Source organism: Streptomyces sp. NPDC046308 (assembly GCF_055588065.1).
Genome location: NZ_JBVJFB010000002.1, coordinates 1128446 through 1149348 on the forward strand (window position 1 = coordinate 1128446; position 20903 = coordinate 1149348).

A 20903-nucleotide genomic window follows, 5' to 3' on the forward strand; every position below is an offset into this window, starting at 1 on the left:
GCCCCGGCCGCCTCGCACCTCCCGGCCCGCACACGTGAAACGCGTCGGCCCCGCCTCCGAGTCCTCCGGAGGCGGGGCCGACGCGTGCGCCGGAGGCGGAAACGGTCTAGCCGAGCGCCGACTTCACGACGTCCGCGAGGCGGCCGGCGATCGCGCGGGCCTGCCCGATGTCGGCGGCCTCGACCATCACCCGTACGAGGGGCTCGGTACCGGACGAACGGAGCAACACCCGTCCGGTGGTGCCCAGCTCGCGCTCGGCGTCGGCCACGGCGGCCGCCAGCTCCGCGGAGGTGGTGACGCGTGACTTGTCCACATCGGGGACGTTGACCAGCACCTGCGGCAGCCGCTGCATGACGCCCGCCAGCTCGGCGAGGGACTTCCCGGTGGCCGCCACCCGCGCCGCCAGCAGCAGGCCGGTCAGCGTGCCGTCGCCGGTCGTCGCGTGGTCGAGGATGATCACGTGGCCGGACTGCTCGCCGCCGAGCGCGAAGCCGTGCTCCTTCATCGACTCCAGCACGTACCGGTCGCCGACGCCGGTCTGTACGACCTGGATGCCCTCGCCCTCCATGGCCAGCTTGAAGCCCAGGTTGGACATCACGGTGCCGACCACGGTGTTCTCGCGCAGCTGGCCGGCCTCGCGCATGGCCAGCGCCAGCACCGCGAGGATCTGGTCGCCGTCGACCTCCGCGCCGGAGCCGTCCACGGCGAGGCAGCGGTCGGCGTCACCGTCGTGCGCGATGCCGAAGTCGGCGCCGTGCTCGACGACGGCCGCCTTGAGCAGGCCGAGGTGGGTGGAGCCGCAGCCGTCGTTGATGTTCAGGCCGTCCGGCTCGGCGCCGATCGTGATGATCTCCGCGCCGGCCCGGGCGAAGGCCTCGGGCGAGACGTAGGCGGCCGCGCCGTGCGCCTCGTCCAGGACGATCTTCAGGCCGTCGAGGCGGTTGGGGAGGACCCCGATGAGGTGGGCGACGTACTTCTCGAAGCCCTCGGTGTAGTCGGAGACCCGGCCGACGCCGGCGCCGGTGGGCCGGTCCCACGGGGCGCCGGTGCGGTGCTCCTCGTAGACGGACTCGATGCGGTCCTCCAGCTCGTCGGCGAGCTTGTGGCCGCCGCGCGCGAAGAACTTGATGCCGTTGTCCGGCATGGCGTTGTGGCTGGCGGAGAGCATCACGCCGAGGTCGGCACCCAGCGCACCGGTGAGATACGCCACCGCCGGGGTGGGCAGCACACCGACGCGCAGGACGTCCACGCCCGCGCTCGCGAGGCCGGCCACGACCGCCGCCTCGAGGAATTCGCCGGAGGCCCGGGGGTCCCGGCCGACCACGGCCGTCGCCCGGTGGCCCGCGAAGGTGCCCGCTTCGGCCAGTACGTGGGCAGCCGCCACGGAGAGGCCGAGCGCGAGCTCCGCCGTCAGATCCGCGTTGGCAACGCCGCGTACACCGTCCGTCCCGAAGAGTCGTCCCACTGTTGTCCTCCCGAGTTTCCGCATCGCATTGTGACCGCTTGTGACAGGTATTTGCCGCTTGTGGCGGTAAACGAACCGCCCCGACAGCACAGAGAGTGCTGCCGGGGCGGTTTCGTTGCAGAACAGCAGGCGCAGATTAACGCTTGCTGTACTGCGGAGCCTTACGGGCCTTCTTGAGACCGGCCTTCTTGCGCTCGACCGCACGGTCGTCGCGGGAGAGGAAGCCGGCCTTCTTCAGCGCCGGGCGGTTGTTGTCCACGTCCGCCTCGTTCAGCGCACGGGCCACGCCGAGGCGCAGGGCGCCGGCCTGGCCGGACACGCCGCCACCCGAGATGCGGGCGATGACGTCGTAGCGGTTGTCGAGCTCGAGCAGCTTGAACGGCTCGTTGACTTCCTGCTGGTGCACCTTGTTGGGGAAGTAGTCCTCAAGGGTGCGACCGTTGATCTTCCACTTGCCGGTGCCCGGAACGATCCGGACGCGGGCGATGGCGTTCTTGCGACGGCCCAGGCCGGCGGCCGGCTGCGGGTCGCCGAAGCGGCCGGCAAGGGACTCGGAGGTGTAGTCGCCCTCGACGACGACCTCGGACTCGCTGGTGTACTCCTCGACGTTGCCCTCGAACTCTTCGACGGTCGTCTCGGCGGTGGTCTCGGCCACGATGCTCCTCAGAATTTTCTACGTCTTAGGGGGTGGCCGGAACTACTGCGCGACCTGGGTGATCTCGAACGGCACCGGCTGCTGGGCAGCGTGGGGGTGCTGGTCGCCCGAGTAGACCTTCAGCTTCGAGAGCATCTGACGGCCCAGGGTGTTCTTGGGGAGCATGCCCTTGATGGCCTTCTCGACGGCCTTCTCCGGGTTGTTCGCCAGGAGGTCGTCGTAGCGCACGGAGCGGAGACCGCCCGGGTAGCCGGAGTGGCGGTACGCCATCTTCTGCGACGCCTTGTTGCCGGACAGGTGAACCTTGTCGGCGTTGACGATGATGACGAAGTCGCCCATGTCCATGTGGGGGGCGTAAGTCGGCTTGTGCTTACCCCGCAGGAGGGCAGCGGCCTGGGTCGCCAGACGGCCGAGGACAACGTCCTGGGCGTCGATGACGAGCCACTGGCGCGAGATGTCGCCGGGCTTGGGGCTGAACGTACGCACGCGTATGCCTTCGCTTCTTCAGTGGTGGTATCCCACGGGCGCAAGCCCCACGGGAAGGTCCTGACAGGGTCACCACGGACGATCACGACAGCCCTCGCTCACATCGGGGACGCAACCCGTGTGAACCGCTGGTCATCGGTCCGGTGGACCGGCGTAAGGCCCTCACGTGAGAATGAGCAAGCCAATACGCATAACAAACCAGCAGGATACCCAAGCAGACCCGTACGGGTCAAAACGCGGTCCGCGATGCCGATTCTGCTGGCGTCGCGGCGCACTCCGGTTCGGTCCTGGGTGGGGACCCCGCAGTTGTTACTGGACCCAGAATAACCCGACCGGAGCGCAGCACACGACGCGCCAGCAGAATCACGAGCCCGCACAGGGTGGCGCAGTCCTTGAAGGCGCGCCGCTTGTGGGCCAGCTCCGAGGGCCACGGGATCAGGGCCACCTGGGGCGTCAACGCCAGCCAGAACCACGGCGAACGGGGCATCGAGCCCGGCCGCACCGACGAGGCCAGCAGCAGCGGAAGCACCACCAGCAGGTAGTGGTCGAAGGACGGCCGCGACACCAGGAATGCGGCGAGCATCACCAGGCAGGCGGTCTCCACCAGCCGCAGCTCACCCCCGTCGGCCTCGTCCCGCCGGTGCCACCGCACCCACACCGCCCACAGGCCGGCCCCGGCCCCCGCGAACGCGAACAGCACCGCGAGCGGCTCGGGCACCCCCAGCCGCGGCAGCACCGCGATCGGCGAGGCGTCCCAGGGCAGCGCGTACGCGTCCTGCCCCTGGAGCAGGAAGGGCAGGGTCTTGGTGAAGAACAGCGAGGGGCTCGGCATCATCAGCGCGCCAGCCAGCGAGAGCCCCATCGGCACCAGCACGGCCGCGGCCAGCCCCCGCCACTGCCGGGCGAGCAGGAACAGCAGCCCGATCGGCACCAGCATCGGCTTGCACGCGATCGCCAGCCCGACCACCAGCCCGGCCGCCGCCCACGACCGCCGGTGCGCGAGCAGCAGCGCCACCGGCAGCGCGGCCGCCGAGATGGCGGTCCAGTTGCCGATCAACACGAGGTTCACGTACGGCTTGTAGGCGAGGGCGAAGACCGCGAAACCGCCGACCGAGAAGCGGGAGCGCAGCGGCACCGAGAACATCCGCAGCGAGGCCAGCCAGCCCACGCCCAGCAGCCCCGACATCCCGACCGGAAGGACCCACCGCAGCACTGTGCGCGGCAGCAGGGCCTCCGGGACGGCCATGAGCACGGCGCTGGGGAGGTAGAGGAAGCGCTTGTCCTCGTACGGGGACCCGCCCGCGAGCAGCGTCTGCGCCGCCTTGACCACGAAGGCGTTGTCCGAGCCCCAGTTCGCGCGCAGGCTCGTGGAGACGGCGACCCCCAGGAGCACCGCGAGGGAGAGCAGCTGCAGGGACCGGGAGGCCGGCCGCAGCAGCCAGTCGACCAGCCGGCTCCCCGAGGCCGGCGTTCCGGAGGTCTGGTTCTCCCACTTCATCAGCCAGATGCTAGGCCGCAGCCCCACGACGCCTGCCCCTCACTCATCCGAGGGGGTGACCGTATCCCCCTAGCGCTTGCGTTCGACTCTACGTTCGTCCCAGACGGGTTCCTGAGTCTCCCGCACAACACCGTCCGAACCGAAGACCAGGTAACGGTCAAATGTGCGCGCGAACCAGCGATCGTGCGTGACGCACAGCACAGTCCCCTCGTACGCCTCCAGGCCGTCCTGGAGCGCCTCCGCGGACTCCAGGTCCAGGTTGTCCGTCGGCTCGTCCAGCAGCAGCGCCGTGGTCCCCGCCAGCTCCAGCAGCAGGATCTGGAAGCGTGCCTGCTGGCCGCCCGAGAGCTTCTCGAAGGGCTGCTCGCCCTGGCGCTCCAGCTCGTAGCGGCGCAAGGCCCCCATCGCCTGGCCCAGGGGCTTGGCCGCCTCCGTCCACAGGATGTCGACGAGGGTGCGGCCGAAGAGCTCCGGGTGCGCGTGCGTCTGCGCGAAGTGGCCGGGAACCACCCGCGCGCCCAGCTTCCACGTGCCCGTGTGCTTGACGTCCTCGCCGGCCAGCAGCCGCAGGAAGTGCGATTTGCCGGAGCCGTTCGAGCCCAGTACGGCGACCCGCTCGCCGTAGAAGACCTCCAGCGAGAAGGGCTTCATCAGCCCCGTGAGCTCCAGGTTCTCCACGGTCAGCGCGCGTACGCCCGTACGCCCGCCCTTGAGCCGCATCTTGATGTCCTGCTCGCGCGGCGGCTCCGGCGGAGGACCGGCCTCCTCGAACTTCTGGAAGCGGGTCTGCATCGCCCGGTACCGCGAGGCCATGTCGGGGCTGCTCGCGGCCTGGTTGCGCAGCCGCAGGACCAGGGCCTTGAGCCGGGCGTGCTCCTCGTCCCAGCGCCGCTTGAGCTCCTCGAAGCGCGCGAAGCGTTCCTTGCGGGCCTCGTGGTAGGTGTCGAAGCCCGCGCCGTGCACCCAGACGTCGGAGCCCATCGGGCTCGCCTCCAGGCTGATGATCTTCTCGGCGGCCCGGGTCAGCAGCTCCCGGTCGTGCGAGACGAACAGCACCGTCTTGCGGGTCGCCTTGAGCTGGTCCTCCAGCCACCGCTTGCCTGGGACGTCGAGGTAGTTGTCCGGCTCGTCGAGCAGCAGCACCTCATCCGGCCCGCGCAGCAGCGCCTCCAGCACGAGCCGCTTCTGCTCACCGCCCGACAGCGTGCGGACCTCGCGGAACTGCGCGGTGTCGTACGGGATGGCCAGCGCGGCCATGGTGCAGACGTCCCACAGGGTCTCCGCCTCGTAGCCCTGGACGTCCGCCCAGTCGCTGAGCGCCTGCGCGTAGGCCATCTGCGCGGCCTCGTCGTCCACGGTCAGGATCAGCTGCTCGGCCCGGTCCACGGCCTTGGCGGCCTCCCGGATCCGCGGCTGGGCCACCGACACCAGGAGGTCCCGCACGGTCGTCTCGTCCCGCACCGAGCCCACGAACTGCGACATCACGCCGAGACCGCCGGAGACGGTCACGCCGCCGCCGTGCGGCTGGAGCTCCCCGGAGATCATCTTGAGCAGGGTGGTCTTGCCGGCCCCGTTCGCCCCGACGAGGGCGACCACCGACCCCTCCCCCACGCGGAAGGAGACGTCGGGGAGCAGGACCCGCCCGTCGGGAAGGTAGTACTCCAGGTGGCTGGCTTCGAGATGTCCCATGCCCGGCATTCTCCCGGTCCGGCGCCGATCCACCCAACCGGTTTGGCCGGGGCTCAGCAGCAGCCGGCTCCGGGCAGGGTGCGCAGGTTGCGGGCTTCCTTGCTGCGGGCGGCCAGCAGCTCGTCCGCCGGGTAGCCGACCTCCTCCAGGGTCAGCCCGTGCGGCTTGACCACGTGCACCGAGGAGTCCCGTACGGCGGCCCGCAGGACCTTGCCGGGCCAGTCGGTGGGCCGGTGCCCGTCGCCGACGTGCAGCAGGGCGCCCACCAGCGAGCGGACCATGTTGTGGCAGAAGGCGTCGGCGCGGACGGTCGCGGTGACGATGCCGTCCTCGGCGCGCTCCCAGCTGAGCTGCTGGAGCGTGCGGATGGTCGTGGCGCCCTCGCGCTTCTTGCAGTACGCGGCGAAGTCGTGCTCGCCGAGCAGCGCGGTGGCGGCCTCGTTCATGGCGTCCACGTCGAGGGGCCACTGGTGCCACAGCACGTGGCCGCGGCGCAGCGGGTCGACTCCGCCCTGGTGGTCGCCGACGCGGTAGGCGTAGCGCCGCCAGATGGCCGAGAAGCGCGCGTTGAAGCCCTCGGGGGCCTCGGCGACCTTCCAGACCCGTACGTCGTGCGGCAGCCGCCCCGCGAGGCGGCGCAGCAGCTTGTCGTGGTGCTCGGCCCACACCTCGTCGCGTACGTCGAACTGCGCGACCTGCCCGCGGGCGTGCACCCCCGCGTCGGTACGCCCGGCCACGGTCAGCTCGACCGGGTCCGGCAGCCGCATCACGGTCTGCAGGGCCGACTCCAGCTCGCCCTGGACGGTGCGCAGCACGCGCTGCTTCGCCCAGCCGGAGAAGTCCTTGCCGTCGTAGCTCAGGTCCAGCCGCACCCGGACGTGCCCGGGCTCCACCTCGTCACTCACGTGACAGATCCTCTCAGAGTCACCGCAATGCAGAACGGGCCCGCCCCCGGAAGGGGCGGGCCCGTTCAGAGCCGATCAAGCAAGCGTGATCCCGGGGGATCAGGCCTCCTTGGTCTCCTCGGCGGGGGTCTCGACAGCCTCCGCCTCCTTGACCGCGCGCTTGGTGGCGGCCTCGGCCTCACCAGTGGCCTGCTGGGCGACCGTGAGGGCCTCGACCAGCTCGATCACGGCCATCGGGGCGTTGTCGCCACGACGGTTGCCGATCTTGGTGATGCGCGTGTAACCACCGGGGCGGTTCTCGTAGCGCGGGGCGATCTCGGTGAACAGCGTGTGCACGATGCTCTTGTCCGTGATCGTCTGCAGCACCAGGCGACGGTTGTGGATGTCGCCCTTCTTCGCCTTGGTGACCAGACGCTCGGCGTAGGGACGCAGGCGACGGGCCTTGGCCTCGGTGGTGGTGATGCGGCCGTGCTCGAAGAGCGCCTTCGCGAGGTTCGCGAGGAGGTGCTTCTCGTGCGCGGCGGAGCCGCCCAGGCGGGCACCCTTTGCGGGACGCGGCATTGTTACTCCTTCAAATCTGCACCGGCCGTGTCAGGTACCGGAGTCAGTTCCCTCAAGCGGTCGCGAGAGGGGGTGTGGGGGGCGCGAGCCCCCCACAAGCTTTCTAGTACTGCTCGGTCTCGACGAAACCGGCGTCCGCGTCGTCGTCGGCGCCGAAGGCGTCGGCGGCGGCGGTCGGGTCGAATCCGGGCGGGCTGTCCTTGAGGGCCAGGCCCATGCCGGCCAGCTTCGCCTTGACCTCGTCGATCGACTTCGCACCGAAGTTGCGGATGTCGAGCAGGTCGGCCTCGGAGCGGGCGACGAGCTCACCCACGGAGTGGATGCCCTCGCGCTTGAGGCAGTTGTACGACCGAACGGTGAGCTCGAGCTCCTCGATCGGCAGCGCCAGGTCGGCGGCCAGGGCGGCGTCCGTCGGGGACGGGCCCATGTCGATGCCCTCGGCGTCGATGTTGAGCTCGCGCGCCAGACCGAACAGCTCGACCAGGGTCTTGCCGGCGGACGCCATGGCGTCACGCGGGCGCATGGCCTGCTTGGTCTCGACGTCGACGATCAGCTTGTCGAAGTCGGTGCGCTGCTCGACTCGGGTCGCCTCGACCTTGTAGGTGACCTTGAGGACCGGGCTGTAGATGGAGTCGACCGGGATGCGGCCGATCTCCTGGCCCAGCTGCTTGTTCTGCACGGCGGAGACGTAGCCGCGACCGCGCTCGACGGTCAGCTCCATCTCCAGCTTGCCCTTGCCGTTGAGCGTGGCGAGGACCAGGTCCGGGTTGTGCACCTCGACACCGGCCGGGGGCGCGATGTCAGCGGCGGTGACCAGGCCGGGACCCTGCTTGCGCAGGTACATCACGACCGGCTCGTCGTGCTCCGAGGAGACGACCAGCTGCTTGATGTTCAGGATGATGTCGGTGACGTCTTCCTTCACACCCGGCACGGTGGTGAACTCGTGCAGGACGCCGTCCACGCGGATGCTGGTGACAGCGGCACCCGGGATCGAGGACAGGAGCGTACGGCGCAGGGAGTTGCCGAGGGTGTAGCCGAAGCCCGGCTCCAGCGGCTCGATCACGAACCGCGAGCGGTACTCGTCGACGACCTCTTCGGTCAGCGAAGGACGCTGAGCGATAAGCATGTCTGTGTTCCTTCATTCGTGGACGCCCACTATTTGACGCCCGACGGGGTGCAGCCGGAGCTGCGGACTACAAGGGTACGGGCGGTACGTCCCCCGCGAGGGGTTCGTACCGCCCGGACACTCAAGAACGCACAGGTGCGTCCGCTGCGTCAGACGCGGCGGCGCTTCGGCGGGCGGCAGCCGTTGTGCGGGGTGGGGGTGACGTCCTGGATCGAGCCGACCTCGAGGCCGGTGGCCTGGAGGGAGCGGATCGCGGTCTCGCGGCCGGAGCCCGGACCCTTCACGAAGACGTCGACCTTGCGCATGCCGTGCTCCTGCGCGCGGCGGGCGGCCGACTCGGCGGCCATCTGCGCGGCGAAGGGGGTGGACTTGCGCGAGCCCTTGAAGCCGACGTGGCCGGCGGAGGCCCAGGAGATCACGTTGCCCGAGGGGTCGGTGATCGAAACGATGGTGTTGTTGAACGTGCTCTTGATGTGGGCGTGCCCGTGAGCGACGTTCTTCTTTTCCTTGCGGCGCACCTTCTTGGCAGCGCCCTGACGACCCTTGGGGGGCATCTAAATCTCCTACGGGAGGTGGTCGGTCCTACAGCGCAAGACCGCTGAACAGGACTACTTCTTGCCCGGCTTCTTCTTACCGGCGATCGCGCGACGCGGGCCCTTGCGGGTACGCGCGTTCGTGCTGGTGCGCTGACCGTGCACCGGGAGGCCGCGACGGTGGCGGATACCCTGGTAGCACTGGATCTCGACCTTGCGACGGATGTCGGCCTGGATCTCGCGGCGGAGGTCACCCTCGGTACGGAGGTTGGCGTCCACGTACTCGCGGATCTTGACCAGGTCCTCTTCGGCCAGGTCACGAACGCGGGTGTTCGGGTTCACGCCGGTGGAGGCGAGGATCTCCTTGGACCGGGTGCGCCCGATACCGAAGACGTAGGTGAGTGCGATCTCCACACGCTTTTCGCGCGGGATGTCAACACCGGAAACGCGTGCCATTCAATGGCTCCTGTGTGTTCGGGGGTCTTCCGCAGAATCGGCCCCGACCGCCGACCACACCTGAATGGGTGGTGGTACGTCCGGGTCCCCGGCCCCCGCCGGAGGTGCCGCCGGCCCCTTGCAGGGCTGGGCGGATTCTGCGTATGTACGTTTTCTTACGTCGCGCGAAGAACTGCGTTAAGGCAGGTCGGTCGGCGTGCGTCAGCCCTGGCGCTGCTTGTGGCGCAGGTTGTCGCAGATGACCATGACCCGGCCGTGACGGCGGATCACCTTGCACTTGTCGCAGATCTTCTTGACGCTCGGCTTGACCTTCATGTTGGTGAGGTTCTCCGGGTCAGTGCCACCACCCGCACCGGGACAAGACGCCCAGGCAGGAGTGAGGACAAGATCTACTTGTATCGGTAGACGATCCGGCCACGCGTCAGGTCGTACGGAGACAGCTCCACGACGACCCGGTCATCCGGGAGGATGCGGATGTAGTGCATGCGCATCTTGCCGCTGATGTGCGCGAGGACCTTGTGACCGTTCTGCAGTTCCACCTTGAACATCGCGTTCGGGAGGGACTCGATCACGGTGCCCTCGATCTCGATGGCACCTTGCTTCTTGGCCACGCTTCGCCCTTCGAATCGGCTACCTTGATCGGCTCGGTGCTCCACGCTTGCAGGCATGGAAGTGCACGAGAGCCGACGAGTCAGTCTACGTCAGGGCACCCAGAAAGACGAATCCGGAAAGTTTGCCCCAGAGTGTAGATCATTACGCCAGAGGGTCCGGAGCCGTGGTGACTCCGTACTCCGCCAGCTTCGCCTTGCCGCAGTCCGGGCTGGTCAGGACGATCGGACCGGCCTCCGTCAGGGCGATGGAGTGCTCCCAGTGCGAGGACCAGGTGCCGTCCGTCGTGATGACCGTCCAGTCGTCCGCCAGTACCTCCGTCTGGGCGGTGCCCAGGGAGACCATCGGCTCGATCGCCAGGCAGACGCCCGGGACCAGCTTGATCCCCTTGCCCCGCTTGCGCGAGACGTAGTTCAGCAGGTGCGGGTCCATGTGCATCTCGGACCCGATGCCGTGGCCGCCGTAGTCCTCGATGATCCCGAACTTGCCGAGGCTGTGGTCACCGGTGGCGGGACGCGGCTGGCGCTTGATGTACGTCTCGATCGCCTTGGAGATGTCCACGAGGCGGTGGCCGAGCTTCATGGCGGCGATGCCGGCCCACATGGACTCCTCGGTCACCCGGGAGAGCTCCAGGAGCTCAGGGGCGTGCCCGGTGCCCACGAAGGCGGTGTACGCGGCGTCGCCGTGCCAGCCGTCGACGATGGCGCCGGCGTCGATCGAGATGATGTCGCCGTCCTTGAGGACCGTCTTGTCGTCCGGGATGCCGTGGACGACGACCTCGTTGACCGAGGTGCAGATCGTCGCGGGGAAGCCGCCGTAGCCGAGGAAGTTCGACTTGGCGCCGGCGTCCGCGATCACCTTGCGCGCCACCATGTCCAGATCACGCGTCGTGGCGCCCGGAACGGCCGCCTCACGGGTCGCCGCGTGGATCGCGGCGACGACCAGCCCCGCCTCGCGCATCTTCGCGATCTGCTCGGGGGTCTTGATCTGGACCATGAAAAACGCCTTCCAGCCTCGGTTCGAGTCTTCTCAACAGTACGGCCGCGATGCCCTGGGGACACCGCGGCCGTTCTCGCACTACGGGGTACTACTTCTTGAGGGCGTCCATCGCGCGCTTCGTGACGTCCGCGACCTCACCGAGGGCCGGGATGGTCACCAGCAGGCCCTGACCCTTGTAGTAGTCGATGATCGGCTCGGTCTGCGTGTGGTAGACCTCCAGCCGGTTGCGGACCGTGGCCTCGGAGTCGTCACCGCGCTGGTACAGCTCGCCGCCGCAGGTGTCGCAGACACCCTCGGTCTTCGGCGGGGCGTACGTGACGTGGAAGACGTGCGAGGAGTCGTTGCGGCAGATCCGGCGACCGGCGATCCGCTTGACGACCTCGTCCTCCTCGACCTCCAGGTCGAGGACGGCGTCGAGCTTCATGCCCGCGGCGGTCAGCATCTCGTCGAGGGCCTCGGCCTGCGACACGTTGCGCGGGAAGCCGTCGAGCAGGAAGCCGCCCGCGGCGTCGGGCTGCTCCATCCGGTCCTTCGCCATGCCGATGGTCACCTCGTCGGGAACCAGGTCGCCGGCGTCCATGTACGCCTTCGCCTGCTTGCCCAGCTCGGTGCCCTGGCTGATGTTGGCCCGGAACAGGTCGCCCGTGGAGATGTGCGGGATCGACAGGTTCTTGGCAAGGAACGCGGCCTGCGTTCCCTTGCCCGCACCGGGCGGTCCGACGAGGACGATTCGCATCAGCGGAGGAACCCTTCGTAATTACGCTGCTGGAGCTGGCTCTCGATCTGCTTCACGGTTTCCAGACCCACACCCACGATGATCAGGATGCTCGTCCCGCCGAACGGGAAGTTCTGGTTCGCTCCGAAGCCGGCCAACGCCATCGTCGGCACAAGAGCGATGAGACCCAGGTACAGCGACCCCGGCCAGGTGATCCGGTTGAGCACGTAGCTCAGGTACTCAGCGGTGGGTCGACCGGCGCGAATACCCGGGATGAACCCACCATACTTCTTCATGTTGTCTGCAACTTCCTCGGGGTTGAACGAGATCGCCACGTAGAAGAACGCGAAGAAGACGATCAGGAGGAAGTAGGTCGCGATGTAGTACGGGTGGTCGCCCTTGACGAAGTGCTTCTGGATCCAGGTGGCCCAGCCCGCGGTCGAGCCGCTGAACTGGACGATCAGTGCCGGGATGTAGAGCAGGGACGAGGCGAAGATGACGGGGATGATGCCCGCCTGGTTCACCTTGAGCGGGATGTAGGTCGAGGTACCGCCGTAGGCACGGCGGCCGATCATGCGCTTCGCGTACTGGACCGGGATCCGGCGCTGCGCCTGCTCGACGAAGACCACCAGGCACACCATCGCCAGGCCGACCAGGATGACGACGCCGAACTCGACCCAGCCGTCCGCGATCTTGCCCTGGAGCTTGATCTGCCACATGGCGCCGATGAAGCCGGCGGCGATGGAGATGAACATGAGGATCGACATGCCGTTGCCGATGCCGCGGTCGGTGATGAGCTCACCGAGCCACATGACGACGCAGGTACCGGCGGTCATGGTGACCACCATGACGACGGTGGTGAAGATCGACCGGTCGGGGACGATGTCGCGGGCGGCGGAGCAGCCCTGGAACAGGGCACCCGTGCGGGCGGTGGCGACGAGGCCGGTGCCCTGCAGGATCGCCAGCGCGACCGTCAGATAGCGCGTGTACTGAGTGATCTTCGCCGTGCCGGACTGGCCCTCTTTCTTGAGGGTCTCCAGCTTCGGGATGACCACGGTCAGCAGCTGCAGAATGATGCTCGCCGTGATGTAGGGCATGATGCCGAGCGCGAAGATCGTGATCTGCAGCAGCGCACCGCCGCTGAACATGTTGACCAGACCGAACAGCCCGTTGCTGCTGCCTGCCTGCTCAACACAGATCTGAACGTTCTTGTAGCTCACGCCGGGGACCGGGATGTGGGACCCGAGCCGGAACAGCACGATGATGCCGAGCGTGAAGAGCAGCTTCTTGCGCAGGTCGGGCGTCTTGAACGCCCGGGCGAACGCGGTGAGCACGGTGCCTCCTGCGACCCCCGCGCTACTGCGTCAGAGGTGACGGTCTGAGGGATCGACGTATACGACAAAGCAATGGTGCACGCCACCTTACCGGCGAGTGTGCCTCCCGTGGAACGACCAACCGGGGATGCCCCATATGTGAGGCATCCCCGGTCGGGTTTTGAGCTATTCAGCCACTGAAATCGTCTTAGACGAGCTCGGTGACGGTGCCGCCGGCAGCGGCGATCTTCTCCTTGGCGGAGGCGGAGACGGCGTCAACCGAAACCTGCAGCGCCACGGAGAGCTCGCCCTGGCCCAGGACCTTGACGAGGCTGTTCTTGCGAACCGCGCCCTTGGCGACCAGGTCGGCCACCGTGACTTCTCCACCCTCGGGGTAGAGAGCGCCGAGCTTGTCCAGGTTGACAACCTGGAACTCGGTGCGGAACGGGTTCTTGAAGCCCTTGAGCTTCGGCAGGCGCATGTGGAGGGGCATCTGCCCACCCTCGAAGCGCTGCGGGATCTGGTAGCGGGCCTTCTGGCCCTTCGTACCACGACCGGCCGTCTTACCCTTCGACGCCTCACCACGACCGACACGGGTCTTCGCGGTCTTGGCGCCGGGGGCGGGACGGAGGTTGTGGGCCTTCAGCGGGCTGTTCTCAGCCATGTTAGTCAACCTCCTCAACCGTCACGAGGTGGCGGACGGTGTGAACCATTCCGCGGAACTCGGGGCGGTCCTCCTTGACGACCACGTCGTTCAGGCGCTTGAGCCCGAGCGAACGCAGAGTGTCGCGGTGGTTCTGCTTGCTGCCGATGTACGACTTCGTCTGCGTGATCTTGAGGCGAGCCATTACGCACCCGCCCCAGCACGCGCACGAAGCAGAGCCGCGGGGGCGACGTCCTCGAGGGGCAGACCACGGCGAGCCGCGATCTCCTCGGGACGCTGCAGGCCCTGGAGGGCCGCCACGGTCGCGTGCACGATGTTGATCGCGTTGTCGGAGCCCAGGGACTTCGACAGGATGTCGTGAACGCCGGCGCACTCCAGAACGGCGCGCACCGGGCCACCGGCGATAACACCGGTACCGGGGGAAGCAGGCTTCAGCAGGACGACGCCCGCAGCCTTCTCGCCCTGGATCGGGTGAGGGATGGTGCCCTGGATGCGCGGAACCTTGAAGAAGTTCTTCTTCGCTTCCTCGACACCCTTGGCGATGGCCGCGGGAACTTCCTTGGCCTTGCCGTAACCGACACCTACAGTGCCGTCACCGTCGCCCACCACGACCAGCGCGGTGAAGCTGAAGCGGCGACCACCCTTGACAACCTTGGCGACGCGGTTGATCGCGACAACGCGCTCAACGTAAGCGGTCTTCTCGGCGGCAGGGCCACCGTCGCGACCCTTCCGGTCCCGCCGCTCGCCGCCACCGGCACCGCTTCCGCGGCGCTGGGGTCCAGCCATTGGATTACCTCTCTCTGTTACGTCCGTGAGTCCCGGAACCGGGGCTTAGAACTTCAGCCCGGCTTCGCGGGCGGCGTCAGCCAGAGCGGCAATGCGCCCGGCGTATCGGTTGCCACCGCGGTCGAACACGACGGTCTCGACACCCGCAGCCTTGGCACGCTCGGCGACGAGCGCGCCGACAGCCTGGGCCTGGGCGCTCTTGTCGCCTTCGCCACCGCGGATCGAAGCGTCCAGGGTCGACGCGGACGCCAGGGTGTGACCCTGGAGGTCGTCGATGACCTGAGCAACGATGTTGCGGTTGGAACGCGTCACGACGAGGCGCGGACGCTCCGCCGTACCCGAGACGTTCTTGCGGATGCGGATGTGGCGGCGAGCCTTGGCAGCGCGCTTGTACGCGTCGCCCTTGGCGATCTTCACACCGTATGCCATGGCTACTTACCAGCCTTTCCGACCTTGCGGCGGATGACCTCGCCGGCGTACTTGACACCCTTGGCCTTGTACGGGTCGGGCTTCCGCAGCTTGCGGATGTTGGCGGCGACCTCGCCGACCTTCTGCTTGTCGATGCCCTCGACCGTGAACTTGGTCGGCGACTCGACCTTGAAGGAGATGCCCTCGGGCGCCTCCACCAGGATCGGGTGGCTGTAACCCAGCTGGAACTCCAGGTCGGAGCCCTTCGCCAGGACACGGTAACCGACACCGCTGATCTCGAGAGCCTTGACGTACCCCGTGGTCACACCGGTGATCATGTTCGCCACCAGCGTGCGGGACAGGCCGTGCAGGGCCTTGTTCTGACGCTCGTCGTTCGGGCGGGTGACGTTCAGAACGCCGTCCTCGTCCTTGACGACTGCGATGGGCGCCTTAACGGTGTGCGCGAGGGAACCCTTGGGGCCCTTCACGGCGACCGTCTGGCCATCGATGGTGACGTCCACACCGGCGGGAACCTGGATGGGGAGCTTGCCGATTCGCGACATTGCTTTTCCTCCGTTCCCGACTACCAGACGTAGGCGAGGACTTCCCCACCTACGCCCTTCTTGCCTGCCTGCTGACCGGTCAGGAGACCGTGGGACGTGGAGATGATCGCCACGCCCAGGCCACCGAGGACCTTCGGCAGGTTGGTGGACTTCGCGTACACGCGCAGACCGGGCTTCGAGATCCGCTTGATGCCCGCAATGGAGCGCTCGCGGTTCGGCCCGAACTTCAGCTCGAGGACGAGGTTCTTGCCGACCTCGGCGTCCTCGACCTTCCAGCCGGTGATGAAACCCTCCTGCTTGAGGATCTCTGCGATGTGCGACTTGATCTTGCTGTGCGGCATCACGACGGTGTCGTGGTACGCCGAGTTAGCGTTACGCAGACGCGTGAGCATGTCTGCGATCGGGTCAGTCATGGTCATGAAGTGGCCTTCGGCCTCTCTCGCCGGGGTTTCCTGTATGCGCCATCCCTCTCCCCACTCAGTGGCGGGACGGGTGCGGTGCGGGGACCTACGGCGTAGTAAGTCGTTATGGGCGGCGGACGCCCAACCACACAAGCCTAAGGCATGCGCGGCCGGGCACCCACCGTCCAGATGCTTACCGAGAGTGCCTGGTACAGCCCAAGTCCTTGCGGACGAGGGTGATTTACCAGGAGCTCTTGGTCACGCCCGGCAGCTCGCCACGGTGAGCCATCTCACGAAGGCAGACGCGGCACAGGCCGAACTTGCGGTACACGGAGTGGGGGCGACCGCAGCGCTGGCAGCGGGTGTACGCACGCACACCGAACTTGGGCTTGCGGGCAGCCTTCGCGATGAGAGCCTTCTTCGCCATCTCGCTTACGCCTCCTTGAAGGGGAAGCCGAGGTGACGAAGGAGGGCACGGCCCTCGTCGTCGTTGGTCGCCGTGGTGACCACGGTGATGTCCATACCCCGGGTACGGTCGATCTTGTCCTGGTCGATCTCGTGGAACATGACCTGCTCCGTGAGACCGAAGGTGTAGTTGCCACGGCCGTCGAACTGCTTCGGCGACAGACCACGGAAGTCACGGATACGCGGCAGCGCGAGCGACAGCGTACGGTCCAGGAACTCCCACATGCGGTCACCACGGAGGGTGACGTGGCAGCCGATCGGCTGACCCTCGCGCAGCTTGAACTGCGCGATGGACTTCCGGGCCTTCGTGACGGCCGGCTTCTGACCGGTGATCGTCGTCAGGTCCTTGATGGCGCCGTCGATCAGCTTGGAGTCGCGGGCGGCGTCGCCCACACCCATGTTGACCACGATCTTCACGAGGCCGGGGATCTGCATGACGTTCTCGTAGGAGAACTCCTCACGCAGCTTGCCCGCGATGTCCTCGCGGTACTTCGTCTTGAGACGCGGAGTGGTAGCCATCAGATGTCCTCACCCGTCCGCTTGGCAACGCGGATCTTGTTGCCCTCGTCGTCGAAGCGGTAGCCGACGCGGGTGACGACCTTCTTGCCGTCCTTCTCCACAACCAGCTGAACGTTGCTGACGTGGACCGGGGCCTCGGTGATCACAATGCCACCGGCCTGGTTCTGCGCAGCCTTGGTGTGCTTCTTGACCCGGTTGACACCCTCGACGAGGACACGGTTGTCGGCGGGGAAGGCAACGATGACCTTGCCCTGCTTGCCCTTGTCCTTACCGGTGATGACCTGGACCAGGTCGCCCTTCTTGATCTTCATGCTTACAGCACCTCCGGCGCGAGCGAGATGATCTTCATGAACTTCTTCTCGCGCAGCTCACGGCCGACGGGGCCGAAGATACGGGTGCCGCGAGGGTCGCCGTCGTTCTTCAGAATGACGGCGGCGTTCTCGTCGAAGCGGATGTACGAGCCGTCCTGGCGGCGGCGCTCCTTGACGGTGCGAACGATGACCGCCTTGACGACGTCACCCTTCTTCACGTTGCCACCGGGGATCGCGTCCTTGACGGTGGCGACGATGACGTCACCGATGCCCGCGTAGCGGCGACCGGAGCCACCGAGAACACGGATGCAAAGGATCTCCTTGGCACCAGTGTTGTCGGCGACACGCAGTCGCGACTCCTGCTGGATCACGTCTATCTCCTGTTTGTCTGCCGGTTCCCGGCGGGGGCTTCACTCCGAGGAGCGAGGCCCCCACCGAGCCTGGCGGAACTGACCTGAGGGAAACCCCTCAGGTGATTACTTGGCCTTCTCGAGGATCTCGACGATGCGCCAGCGCTTGCTCGCCGACAGCGGACGCGTCTCCATGATGAGGACGCGGTCGCCGACGCCGGCAGCGTTCTGCTCGTCGTGCGCCTTGAGCTTGTTCGTACGGCGGATGACCTTGCCGTACAGGGCGTGCTTCACGCGGTCCTCGACGGCGACGACGACGGTCTTGTCCATCTTGTCGCTGACGACCAGGCCCTCACGGGTCTTGCGGAATCCGCGCTCGGTCTTCTCAGTCACGTTGTTCTCGCTCATCAGGCGCTCTCCACCGTCTCGATACCGAGCTCACGCTCGTGCATCAGGGTGTAGATGCGAGCGATGTCCTTACGGACGGACTTGAGCCGGCCGTTGTTCTCCAGCTGACCCGTGGCCGCCTGGAAGCGGAGCTTGAACAGCTCCTCCTTGGCCTCGCGCAGCTTGCCAACGAGCTCCTCGTTGCCGAGCTCACGCAGCTCGGACGCCTTGGTTCCCGTCGCCATCACGACTCACCTGCCTCGCGCCGAACAATCCGGCACTTCATCGGAAGCTTGTGAGCAGCGCGGGTGAGCGCCTCACGAGCAATCTTCTCGTTCGGGTAGGACAGCTCGAACATGACCCGGCCCGGGTGCACGTTGGCAATCCACCACTCGGGAGAACCCTTACCGGAACCCATGCGGGTCTCGGCAGGCTTCTTCGTGAGCGGGCGGTCCGGGTAGATGTTGATCCAGACCTTGCCGCCACGCTTGATGTGGCGGGTCATCGCGATACGAGCCGCCTCGATCTGGCGGTTCGTCACGTACGCCGGGGTCAGCGCCTGGATGCCGTACTCGCCGAACGAGACCTCAGTACCGCCCTTGGCCATACCGCGGCGCTTCGGGTGGTGCTGCTTGCGGTGCTTGACCCTACGAGGGATCAGCATGTCGGTCAGGCCTCCGTTCCGGTGCTCTCAGCCGGAGCGGCGGCGGGAGCGTCGGCCTTGGGGGCCTCGACACCAGCAGCCTGCTGCGGCTTGCGGCCACCACGGCCGCCGCGCTCGCCACCACGGCCACCACGGCCGGCGGGACGGTCGCCAGCGCCCTGCGCGCCACGGGCCGGGCGGTTACCCGCACGGGCCGCAGCGTTCTCGGCGCGAACCTCGGCGATGTTCTTGACGTCGCCCTTGTAGATCCAGACCTTCACACCGATACGGCCGAAGGTGGTCTTGGCCTCGAAGAAGCCGTAGTCCACGTTCGCGCGGAGGGTGTGCAGCGGCACACGGCCTTCGCGGTAGAACTCGGAGCGGGACATCTCGGCGCCGCCGAGACGGCCGCCACACTGGATCTTGATGCCCTTGGCGCCGGCCTTCATCGTGCCCTGCATGCTCTTGCGCATGGCACGACGGAAGGAGACGCGGGAGGAGAGCTGCTCGGCAACGGCCTGGGCAACCAGCTGAGCGTCGAGCTCGGGGTTCTTGACCTCGAGGATGTTCAGCTGGACCTGCTTGCCCGTGAGCTTCTCGAGGTCACCGCGGATGCGGTCGGCCTCGGCGCCACGGCGGCCGATGACGATGCCCGGACGAGCGGTGTGGATGTCCACACGCACGCGGTCACGGGTGCGCTCGATCTCAACCTTCGAGATGCCGGCGCGCTCCATGCCGGACGTCATCATCCGACGGATGGCGACGTCTTCCTTGACGTAGTCCTTGTACAGCTTGTCGGCGTACCAACGCGACTTGAAGTCGGTGGTGATGCCGAGCCGGAACCCGTGCGGGTTTACCTTCTGGCCCATTACCGGGAACCTTCCTTGCTGCTGACGACCACGGTGATGTGGCTGGTCCGCTTGCGGATCCGGTAGGCACGGCCCTGGGCACGCGGACGGAACCGCTTCAGGGTCGGGCCCTCGTCCACGTACGCCTCGCTGATGACCAGCGTGGAGGCGTCCGGGTGGTTGTAGTTGTGTGCGGCGTTGGCAATGGCGCTGTCCAGCACCTTGCCGACCGGCACGCTCGCGGCCTGCGGGGCGAAACGCAGGACCGCCTGAGCCTCCGTGGCATCCATGCCACGGATAAGGTCCACCACTCGGCGGGCCTTCATGGGCGTGACGCGGATGTACCGCGCCTGGGCCCTGGCTTCCATGGTTGTCCCTTCGGTGTAAGTCATAGTCGTAACCACCCCGCCTTTAGCGGCGCTTCGACTTCCGGTCGTCCTTGACGTGGCCGCGGAAGGTGCGAGTCGGCGAGAACTCGCCGAGCTTGTGGCCGACCATCGACTCGGTGACGAACACCGGGACGTGGGTCTTGCCGTTGTGCACCGCGATGGTGTGACCCAGCATGCTGGGGATGATCATCGAGCGACGGGACCAGGTCTTGATGACGTTCTTGGTGCCGGCTTCGTTCTGGACGTCCACCTTCTTTACGAGGTGGTCGTCGACGAAGGGCCCCTTCTTGAGACTGCGCGGCATCTAAACCCGCTCCTAGCGCTTCTTGTTCGTCTTGCGGCGGCGGACGATGTACTTGCTCGAAGCCTTCTTCGGCGAGCGAGTACGACCCTCCTTCTGACCCCACGGGGAGACCGGGTGGCGACCACCACTGGTCTTGCCCTCACCACCACCGTGCGGGTGGTCAACCGGGTTCATCGCGACACCGCGGACGGACGGGCGAACGCCCTTCCAGCGCATGCGGCCGGCCTTGCCCCAGTTGATGTTCGACTGCTCGGCGTTGCCGACCTCGCCGACCGTGGCACGGCAGCGCGCGTCGACGAGACGGATCTCGCCCGACGGCATGCGGAGGTGGGCCATGACGCCCTCCTTCGCGAGCAGCTGCACGGACGCACCAGCGGAGCGGGCGAACTTCGCACCGCCACCGGGACGGAGCTCGATCGCGTGGATCGTGGTACCGACCGGGATGTTGCGGAGCGCCAGGTTGTTGCCGGGCTTGATGTCGGCCGTCGGGCCGTTCTCAATCCGGTCACCCTGCTGCAGACCGCGCGGCGCGATGATGTAGCGCTTCTCGCCGTCGGCGTAGTGCAGCAGCGCGATGCGCGCGGTGCGGTTGGGGTCGTACTCGATGTGCGCGACCTTGGCCGGCACGCCGTCCTTGTCGTGACGACGGAAGTCGATCACGCGGTAGGCGCGCTTGTGTCCGCCACCCTGGTGGCGAACGGTGATCCGGCCGGTGTTGTTACGGCCGCCCTTGCTGTGCAGAGGGCGAACCAGCGACTTCTCCGGCGTGGACCGCGTGATCTCGACAAAGTCGGCGACGCTGGAGCCACGACGGCCCGGGGTCGTCGGCTTGTACTTGCGGATACCCATTTCTCA

At 67.3% G+C, this 20903-nt stretch carries 32 protein-coding genes; all 32 read right to left on the reverse strand.

Annotation, left to right across the window (positions count from 1 at the left end):
• Positions 1 to 106: 106 nt before the first annotated feature.
• The 32 genes from glmM to rplB all read right to left on the reverse strand — a co-directional run bounded on the left by glmM (position 107) and on the right by rplB (position 20897).
• The gene (gene glmM, locus ACZ6JT_RS12530; protein WP_469209375.1) at positions 107 to 1465 is read right to left on the reverse strand and encodes a phosphoglucosamine mutase; all 1359 of its coding nucleotides are present in this window, start codon (positions 1463 to 1465) and stop codon (positions 107 to 109) included.
• A 136-nt stretch (positions 1466 to 1601) separates the two neighbouring features.
• Positions 1602 to 2120: a 30S ribosomal protein S9 gene (gene rpsI, locus ACZ6JT_RS12535; RefSeq protein WP_030710366.1), complete on the reverse strand. Its 519-nt coding sequence runs from the start codon at positions 2118 to 2120 to the stop codon at positions 1602 to 1604.
• Positions 2121 to 2162: 42 nt separating this feature from the next.
• The gene (gene rplM, locus ACZ6JT_RS12540; protein WP_008739660.1) at positions 2163 to 2606 is read right to left on the reverse strand and encodes a 50S ribosomal protein L13; all 444 of its coding nucleotides are present in this window, start codon (positions 2604 to 2606) and stop codon (positions 2163 to 2165) included.
• Positions 2607 to 2835: 229 nt separating this feature from the next.
• On the reverse strand, positions 2836 to 4104 hold the full coding sequence (locus ACZ6JT_RS12545) for a glycosyltransferase family 87 protein (protein ID WP_469209376.1): 1269 nt from the start codon (positions 4102 to 4104) through the stop codon (positions 2836 to 2838).
• Positions 4105 to 4173: 69 nt separating this feature from the next.
• Positions 4174 to 5802: an ABC-F family ATP-binding cassette domain-containing protein gene (locus tag ACZ6JT_RS12550; RefSeq protein WP_469209377.1), complete on the reverse strand. Its 1629-nt coding sequence runs from the start codon at positions 5800 to 5802 to the stop codon at positions 4174 to 4176.
• 44 nt (positions 5803 to 5846) lie between these two features.
• Complete coding sequence (gene truA / locus ACZ6JT_RS12555) at positions 5847 to 6698, reverse strand: tRNA pseudouridine(38-40) synthase TruA (RefSeq protein ID WP_376614996.1); 852 nt, start codon at positions 6696 to 6698, stop codon at positions 5847 to 5849.
• A 99-nt stretch (positions 6699 to 6797) separates the two neighbouring features.
• Positions 6798 to 7259 (reverse strand): 50S ribosomal protein L17, encoded by a 462-nt coding sequence (gene rplQ, locus ACZ6JT_RS12560; protein ID WP_030154710.1) that lies wholly within the window; start codon positions 7257 to 7259, stop codon positions 6798 to 6800.
• 103 nt (positions 7260 to 7362) lie between these two features.
• Entirely contained in the window at positions 7363 to 8385 is a 1023-nt protein-coding gene (locus ACZ6JT_RS12565; RefSeq protein ID WP_007265920.1) for a DNA-directed RNA polymerase subunit alpha, read from the reverse strand.
• A 149-nt stretch (positions 8386 to 8534) separates the two neighbouring features.
• Positions 8535 to 8939 (reverse strand): 30S ribosomal protein S11, encoded by a 405-nt coding sequence (rpsK, locus tag ACZ6JT_RS12570; RefSeq protein ID WP_003956432.1) that lies wholly within the window; start codon positions 8937 to 8939, stop codon positions 8535 to 8537.
• Between the two features lie 54 nt (positions 8940 to 8993).
• Complete coding sequence (gene rpsM / locus ACZ6JT_RS12575; protein ID WP_030710357.1) at positions 8994 to 9374, reverse strand: 30S ribosomal protein S13; 381 nt, start codon at positions 9372 to 9374, stop codon at positions 8994 to 8996.
• Between the two features lie 201 nt (positions 9375 to 9575).
• Positions 9576 to 9689, reverse strand: a complete 114-nt coding sequence (gene rpmJ / locus ACZ6JT_RS12580) for a 50S ribosomal protein L36 (RefSeq protein ID WP_003956441.1) — start codon at positions 9687 to 9689, stop codon at positions 9576 to 9578.
• Between the two features lie 74 nt (positions 9690 to 9763).
• The gene (infA, locus tag ACZ6JT_RS12585; RefSeq protein WP_003956442.1) at positions 9764 to 9985 is read right to left on the reverse strand and encodes a translation initiation factor IF-1; all 222 of its coding nucleotides are present in this window, start codon (positions 9983 to 9985) and stop codon (positions 9764 to 9766) included.
• Between the two features lie 142 nt (positions 9986 to 10127).
• Positions 10128 to 10979 (reverse strand): type I methionyl aminopeptidase, encoded by an 852-nt coding sequence (map, locus tag ACZ6JT_RS12590; protein ID WP_469209378.1) that lies wholly within the window; start codon positions 10977 to 10979, stop codon positions 10128 to 10130.
• A 91-nt stretch (positions 10980 to 11070) separates the two neighbouring features.
• The gene (locus ACZ6JT_RS12595) at positions 11071 to 11718 is read right to left on the reverse strand and encodes an adenylate kinase (RefSeq protein ID WP_469209379.1); all 648 of its coding nucleotides are present in this window, start codon (positions 11716 to 11718) and stop codon (positions 11071 to 11073) included.
• Positions 11718 to 13031, reverse strand: a complete 1314-nt coding sequence (gene secY / locus ACZ6JT_RS12600; protein ID WP_365482315.1) for a preprotein translocase subunit SecY — start codon at positions 13029 to 13031, stop codon at positions 11718 to 11720. The genes ACZ6JT_RS12595 and secY overlap by 1 nt, the downstream gene beginning before the upstream one ends.
• A gap of 187 nt (positions 13032 to 13218) precedes the next feature.
• The gene (rplO, locus tag ACZ6JT_RS12605) at positions 13219 to 13674 is read right to left on the reverse strand and encodes a 50S ribosomal protein L15 (RefSeq protein ID WP_008739693.1); all 456 of its coding nucleotides are present in this window, start codon (positions 13672 to 13674) and stop codon (positions 13219 to 13221) included.
• Between the two features lies 1 nt (position 13675).
• Positions 13676 to 13858: a 50S ribosomal protein L30 gene (gene rpmD, locus ACZ6JT_RS12610; protein ID WP_005313525.1), complete on the reverse strand. Its 183-nt coding sequence runs from the start codon at positions 13856 to 13858 to the stop codon at positions 13676 to 13678.
• Positions 13858 to 14460, reverse strand: a complete 603-nt coding sequence (rpsE, locus tag ACZ6JT_RS12615; protein ID WP_030388857.1) for a 30S ribosomal protein S5 — start codon at positions 14458 to 14460, stop codon at positions 13858 to 13860. Before rpsE ends, rpmD begins: the two co-directional genes overlap by 1 nt.
• A gap of 45 nt (positions 14461 to 14505) precedes the next feature.
• Positions 14506 to 14889 carry a 50S ribosomal protein L18 gene (rplR, locus tag ACZ6JT_RS12620; RefSeq protein WP_030026334.1) on the reverse strand — a complete coding sequence of 128 codons (384 nt, stop codon included), beginning with the start codon at positions 14887 to 14889 and terminating at the stop codon, positions 14506 to 14508.
• Positions 14890 to 14891: 2 nt separating this feature from the next.
• Positions 14892 to 15431, reverse strand: a complete 540-nt coding sequence (rplF, locus tag ACZ6JT_RS12625; RefSeq protein ID WP_030710347.1) for a 50S ribosomal protein L6 — start codon at positions 15429 to 15431, stop codon at positions 14892 to 14894.
• Positions 15432 to 15451: 20 nt separating this feature from the next.
• On the reverse strand, positions 15452 to 15850 hold the full coding sequence (gene rpsH, locus ACZ6JT_RS12630; protein WP_007265911.1) for a 30S ribosomal protein S8: 399 nt from the start codon (positions 15848 to 15850) through the stop codon (positions 15452 to 15454).
• A 223-nt stretch (positions 15851 to 16073) separates the two neighbouring features.
• Complete coding sequence (locus ACZ6JT_RS12635) at positions 16074 to 16259, reverse strand: type Z 30S ribosomal protein S14 (protein WP_003956452.1); 186 nt, start codon at positions 16257 to 16259, stop codon at positions 16074 to 16076.
• 5 nt (positions 16260 to 16264) lie between these two features.
• Positions 16265 to 16816 carry a 50S ribosomal protein L5 gene (gene rplE / locus ACZ6JT_RS12640; protein WP_030388859.1) on the reverse strand — a complete coding sequence of 184 codons (552 nt, stop codon included), beginning with the start codon at positions 16814 to 16816 and terminating at the stop codon, positions 16265 to 16267.
• Positions 16816 to 17127: a 50S ribosomal protein L24 gene (rplX, locus tag ACZ6JT_RS12645; RefSeq protein WP_030008468.1), complete on the reverse strand. Its 312-nt coding sequence runs from the start codon at positions 17125 to 17127 to the stop codon at positions 16816 to 16818. The genes rplE and rplX overlap by 1 nt, the downstream gene beginning before the upstream one ends.
• A 2-nt stretch (positions 17128 to 17129) precedes the next feature.
• A complete protein-coding gene (rplN, locus tag ACZ6JT_RS12650) occupies positions 17130 to 17498 on the reverse strand; it encodes a 50S ribosomal protein L14 (RefSeq protein WP_003956455.1) in 369 nt (122 codons plus the stop codon).
• A 105-nt stretch (positions 17499 to 17603) separates the two neighbouring features.
• Positions 17604 to 17885 carry a 30S ribosomal protein S17 gene (gene rpsQ, locus ACZ6JT_RS12655; RefSeq protein ID WP_030008467.1) on the reverse strand — a complete coding sequence of 94 codons (282 nt, stop codon included), beginning with the start codon at positions 17883 to 17885 and terminating at the stop codon, positions 17604 to 17606.
• Entirely contained in the window at positions 17885 to 18109 is a 225-nt protein-coding gene (gene rpmC / locus ACZ6JT_RS12660; RefSeq protein WP_008739703.1) for a 50S ribosomal protein L29, read from the reverse strand. The genes rpsQ and rpmC overlap by 1 nt, the downstream gene beginning before the upstream one ends.
• On the reverse strand, positions 18109 to 18528 hold the full coding sequence (gene rplP, locus ACZ6JT_RS12665) for a 50S ribosomal protein L16 (RefSeq protein ID WP_030026326.1): 420 nt from the start codon (positions 18526 to 18528) through the stop codon (positions 18109 to 18111). Before rplP ends, rpmC begins: the two co-directional genes overlap by 1 nt.
• A 5-nt stretch (positions 18529 to 18533) precedes the next feature.
• Positions 18534 to 19376, reverse strand: coding sequence for a 30S ribosomal protein S3 (gene rpsC / locus ACZ6JT_RS12670; protein WP_030230639.1), 843 nt, complete (start codon positions 19374 to 19376; stop codon positions 18534 to 18536).
• On the reverse strand, positions 19376 to 19723 hold the full coding sequence (gene rplV / locus ACZ6JT_RS12675) for a 50S ribosomal protein L22 (RefSeq protein ID WP_007265904.1): 348 nt from the start codon (positions 19721 to 19723) through the stop codon (positions 19376 to 19378). Before rplV ends, rpsC begins: the two co-directional genes overlap by 1 nt.
• A 43-nt stretch (positions 19724 to 19766) precedes the next feature.
• A complete protein-coding gene (gene rpsS / locus ACZ6JT_RS12680) occupies positions 19767 to 20048 on the reverse strand; it encodes a 30S ribosomal protein S19 (RefSeq protein WP_008739713.1) in 282 nt (93 codons plus the stop codon).
• Positions 20049 to 20060: 12 nt separating this feature from the next.
• Positions 20061 to 20897 carry a 50S ribosomal protein L2 gene (gene rplB / locus ACZ6JT_RS12685; protein ID WP_030388860.1) on the reverse strand — a complete coding sequence of 279 codons (837 nt, stop codon included), beginning with the start codon at positions 20895 to 20897 and terminating at the stop codon, positions 20061 to 20063.
• Positions 20898 to 20903 lie beyond the last annotated feature (6 nt).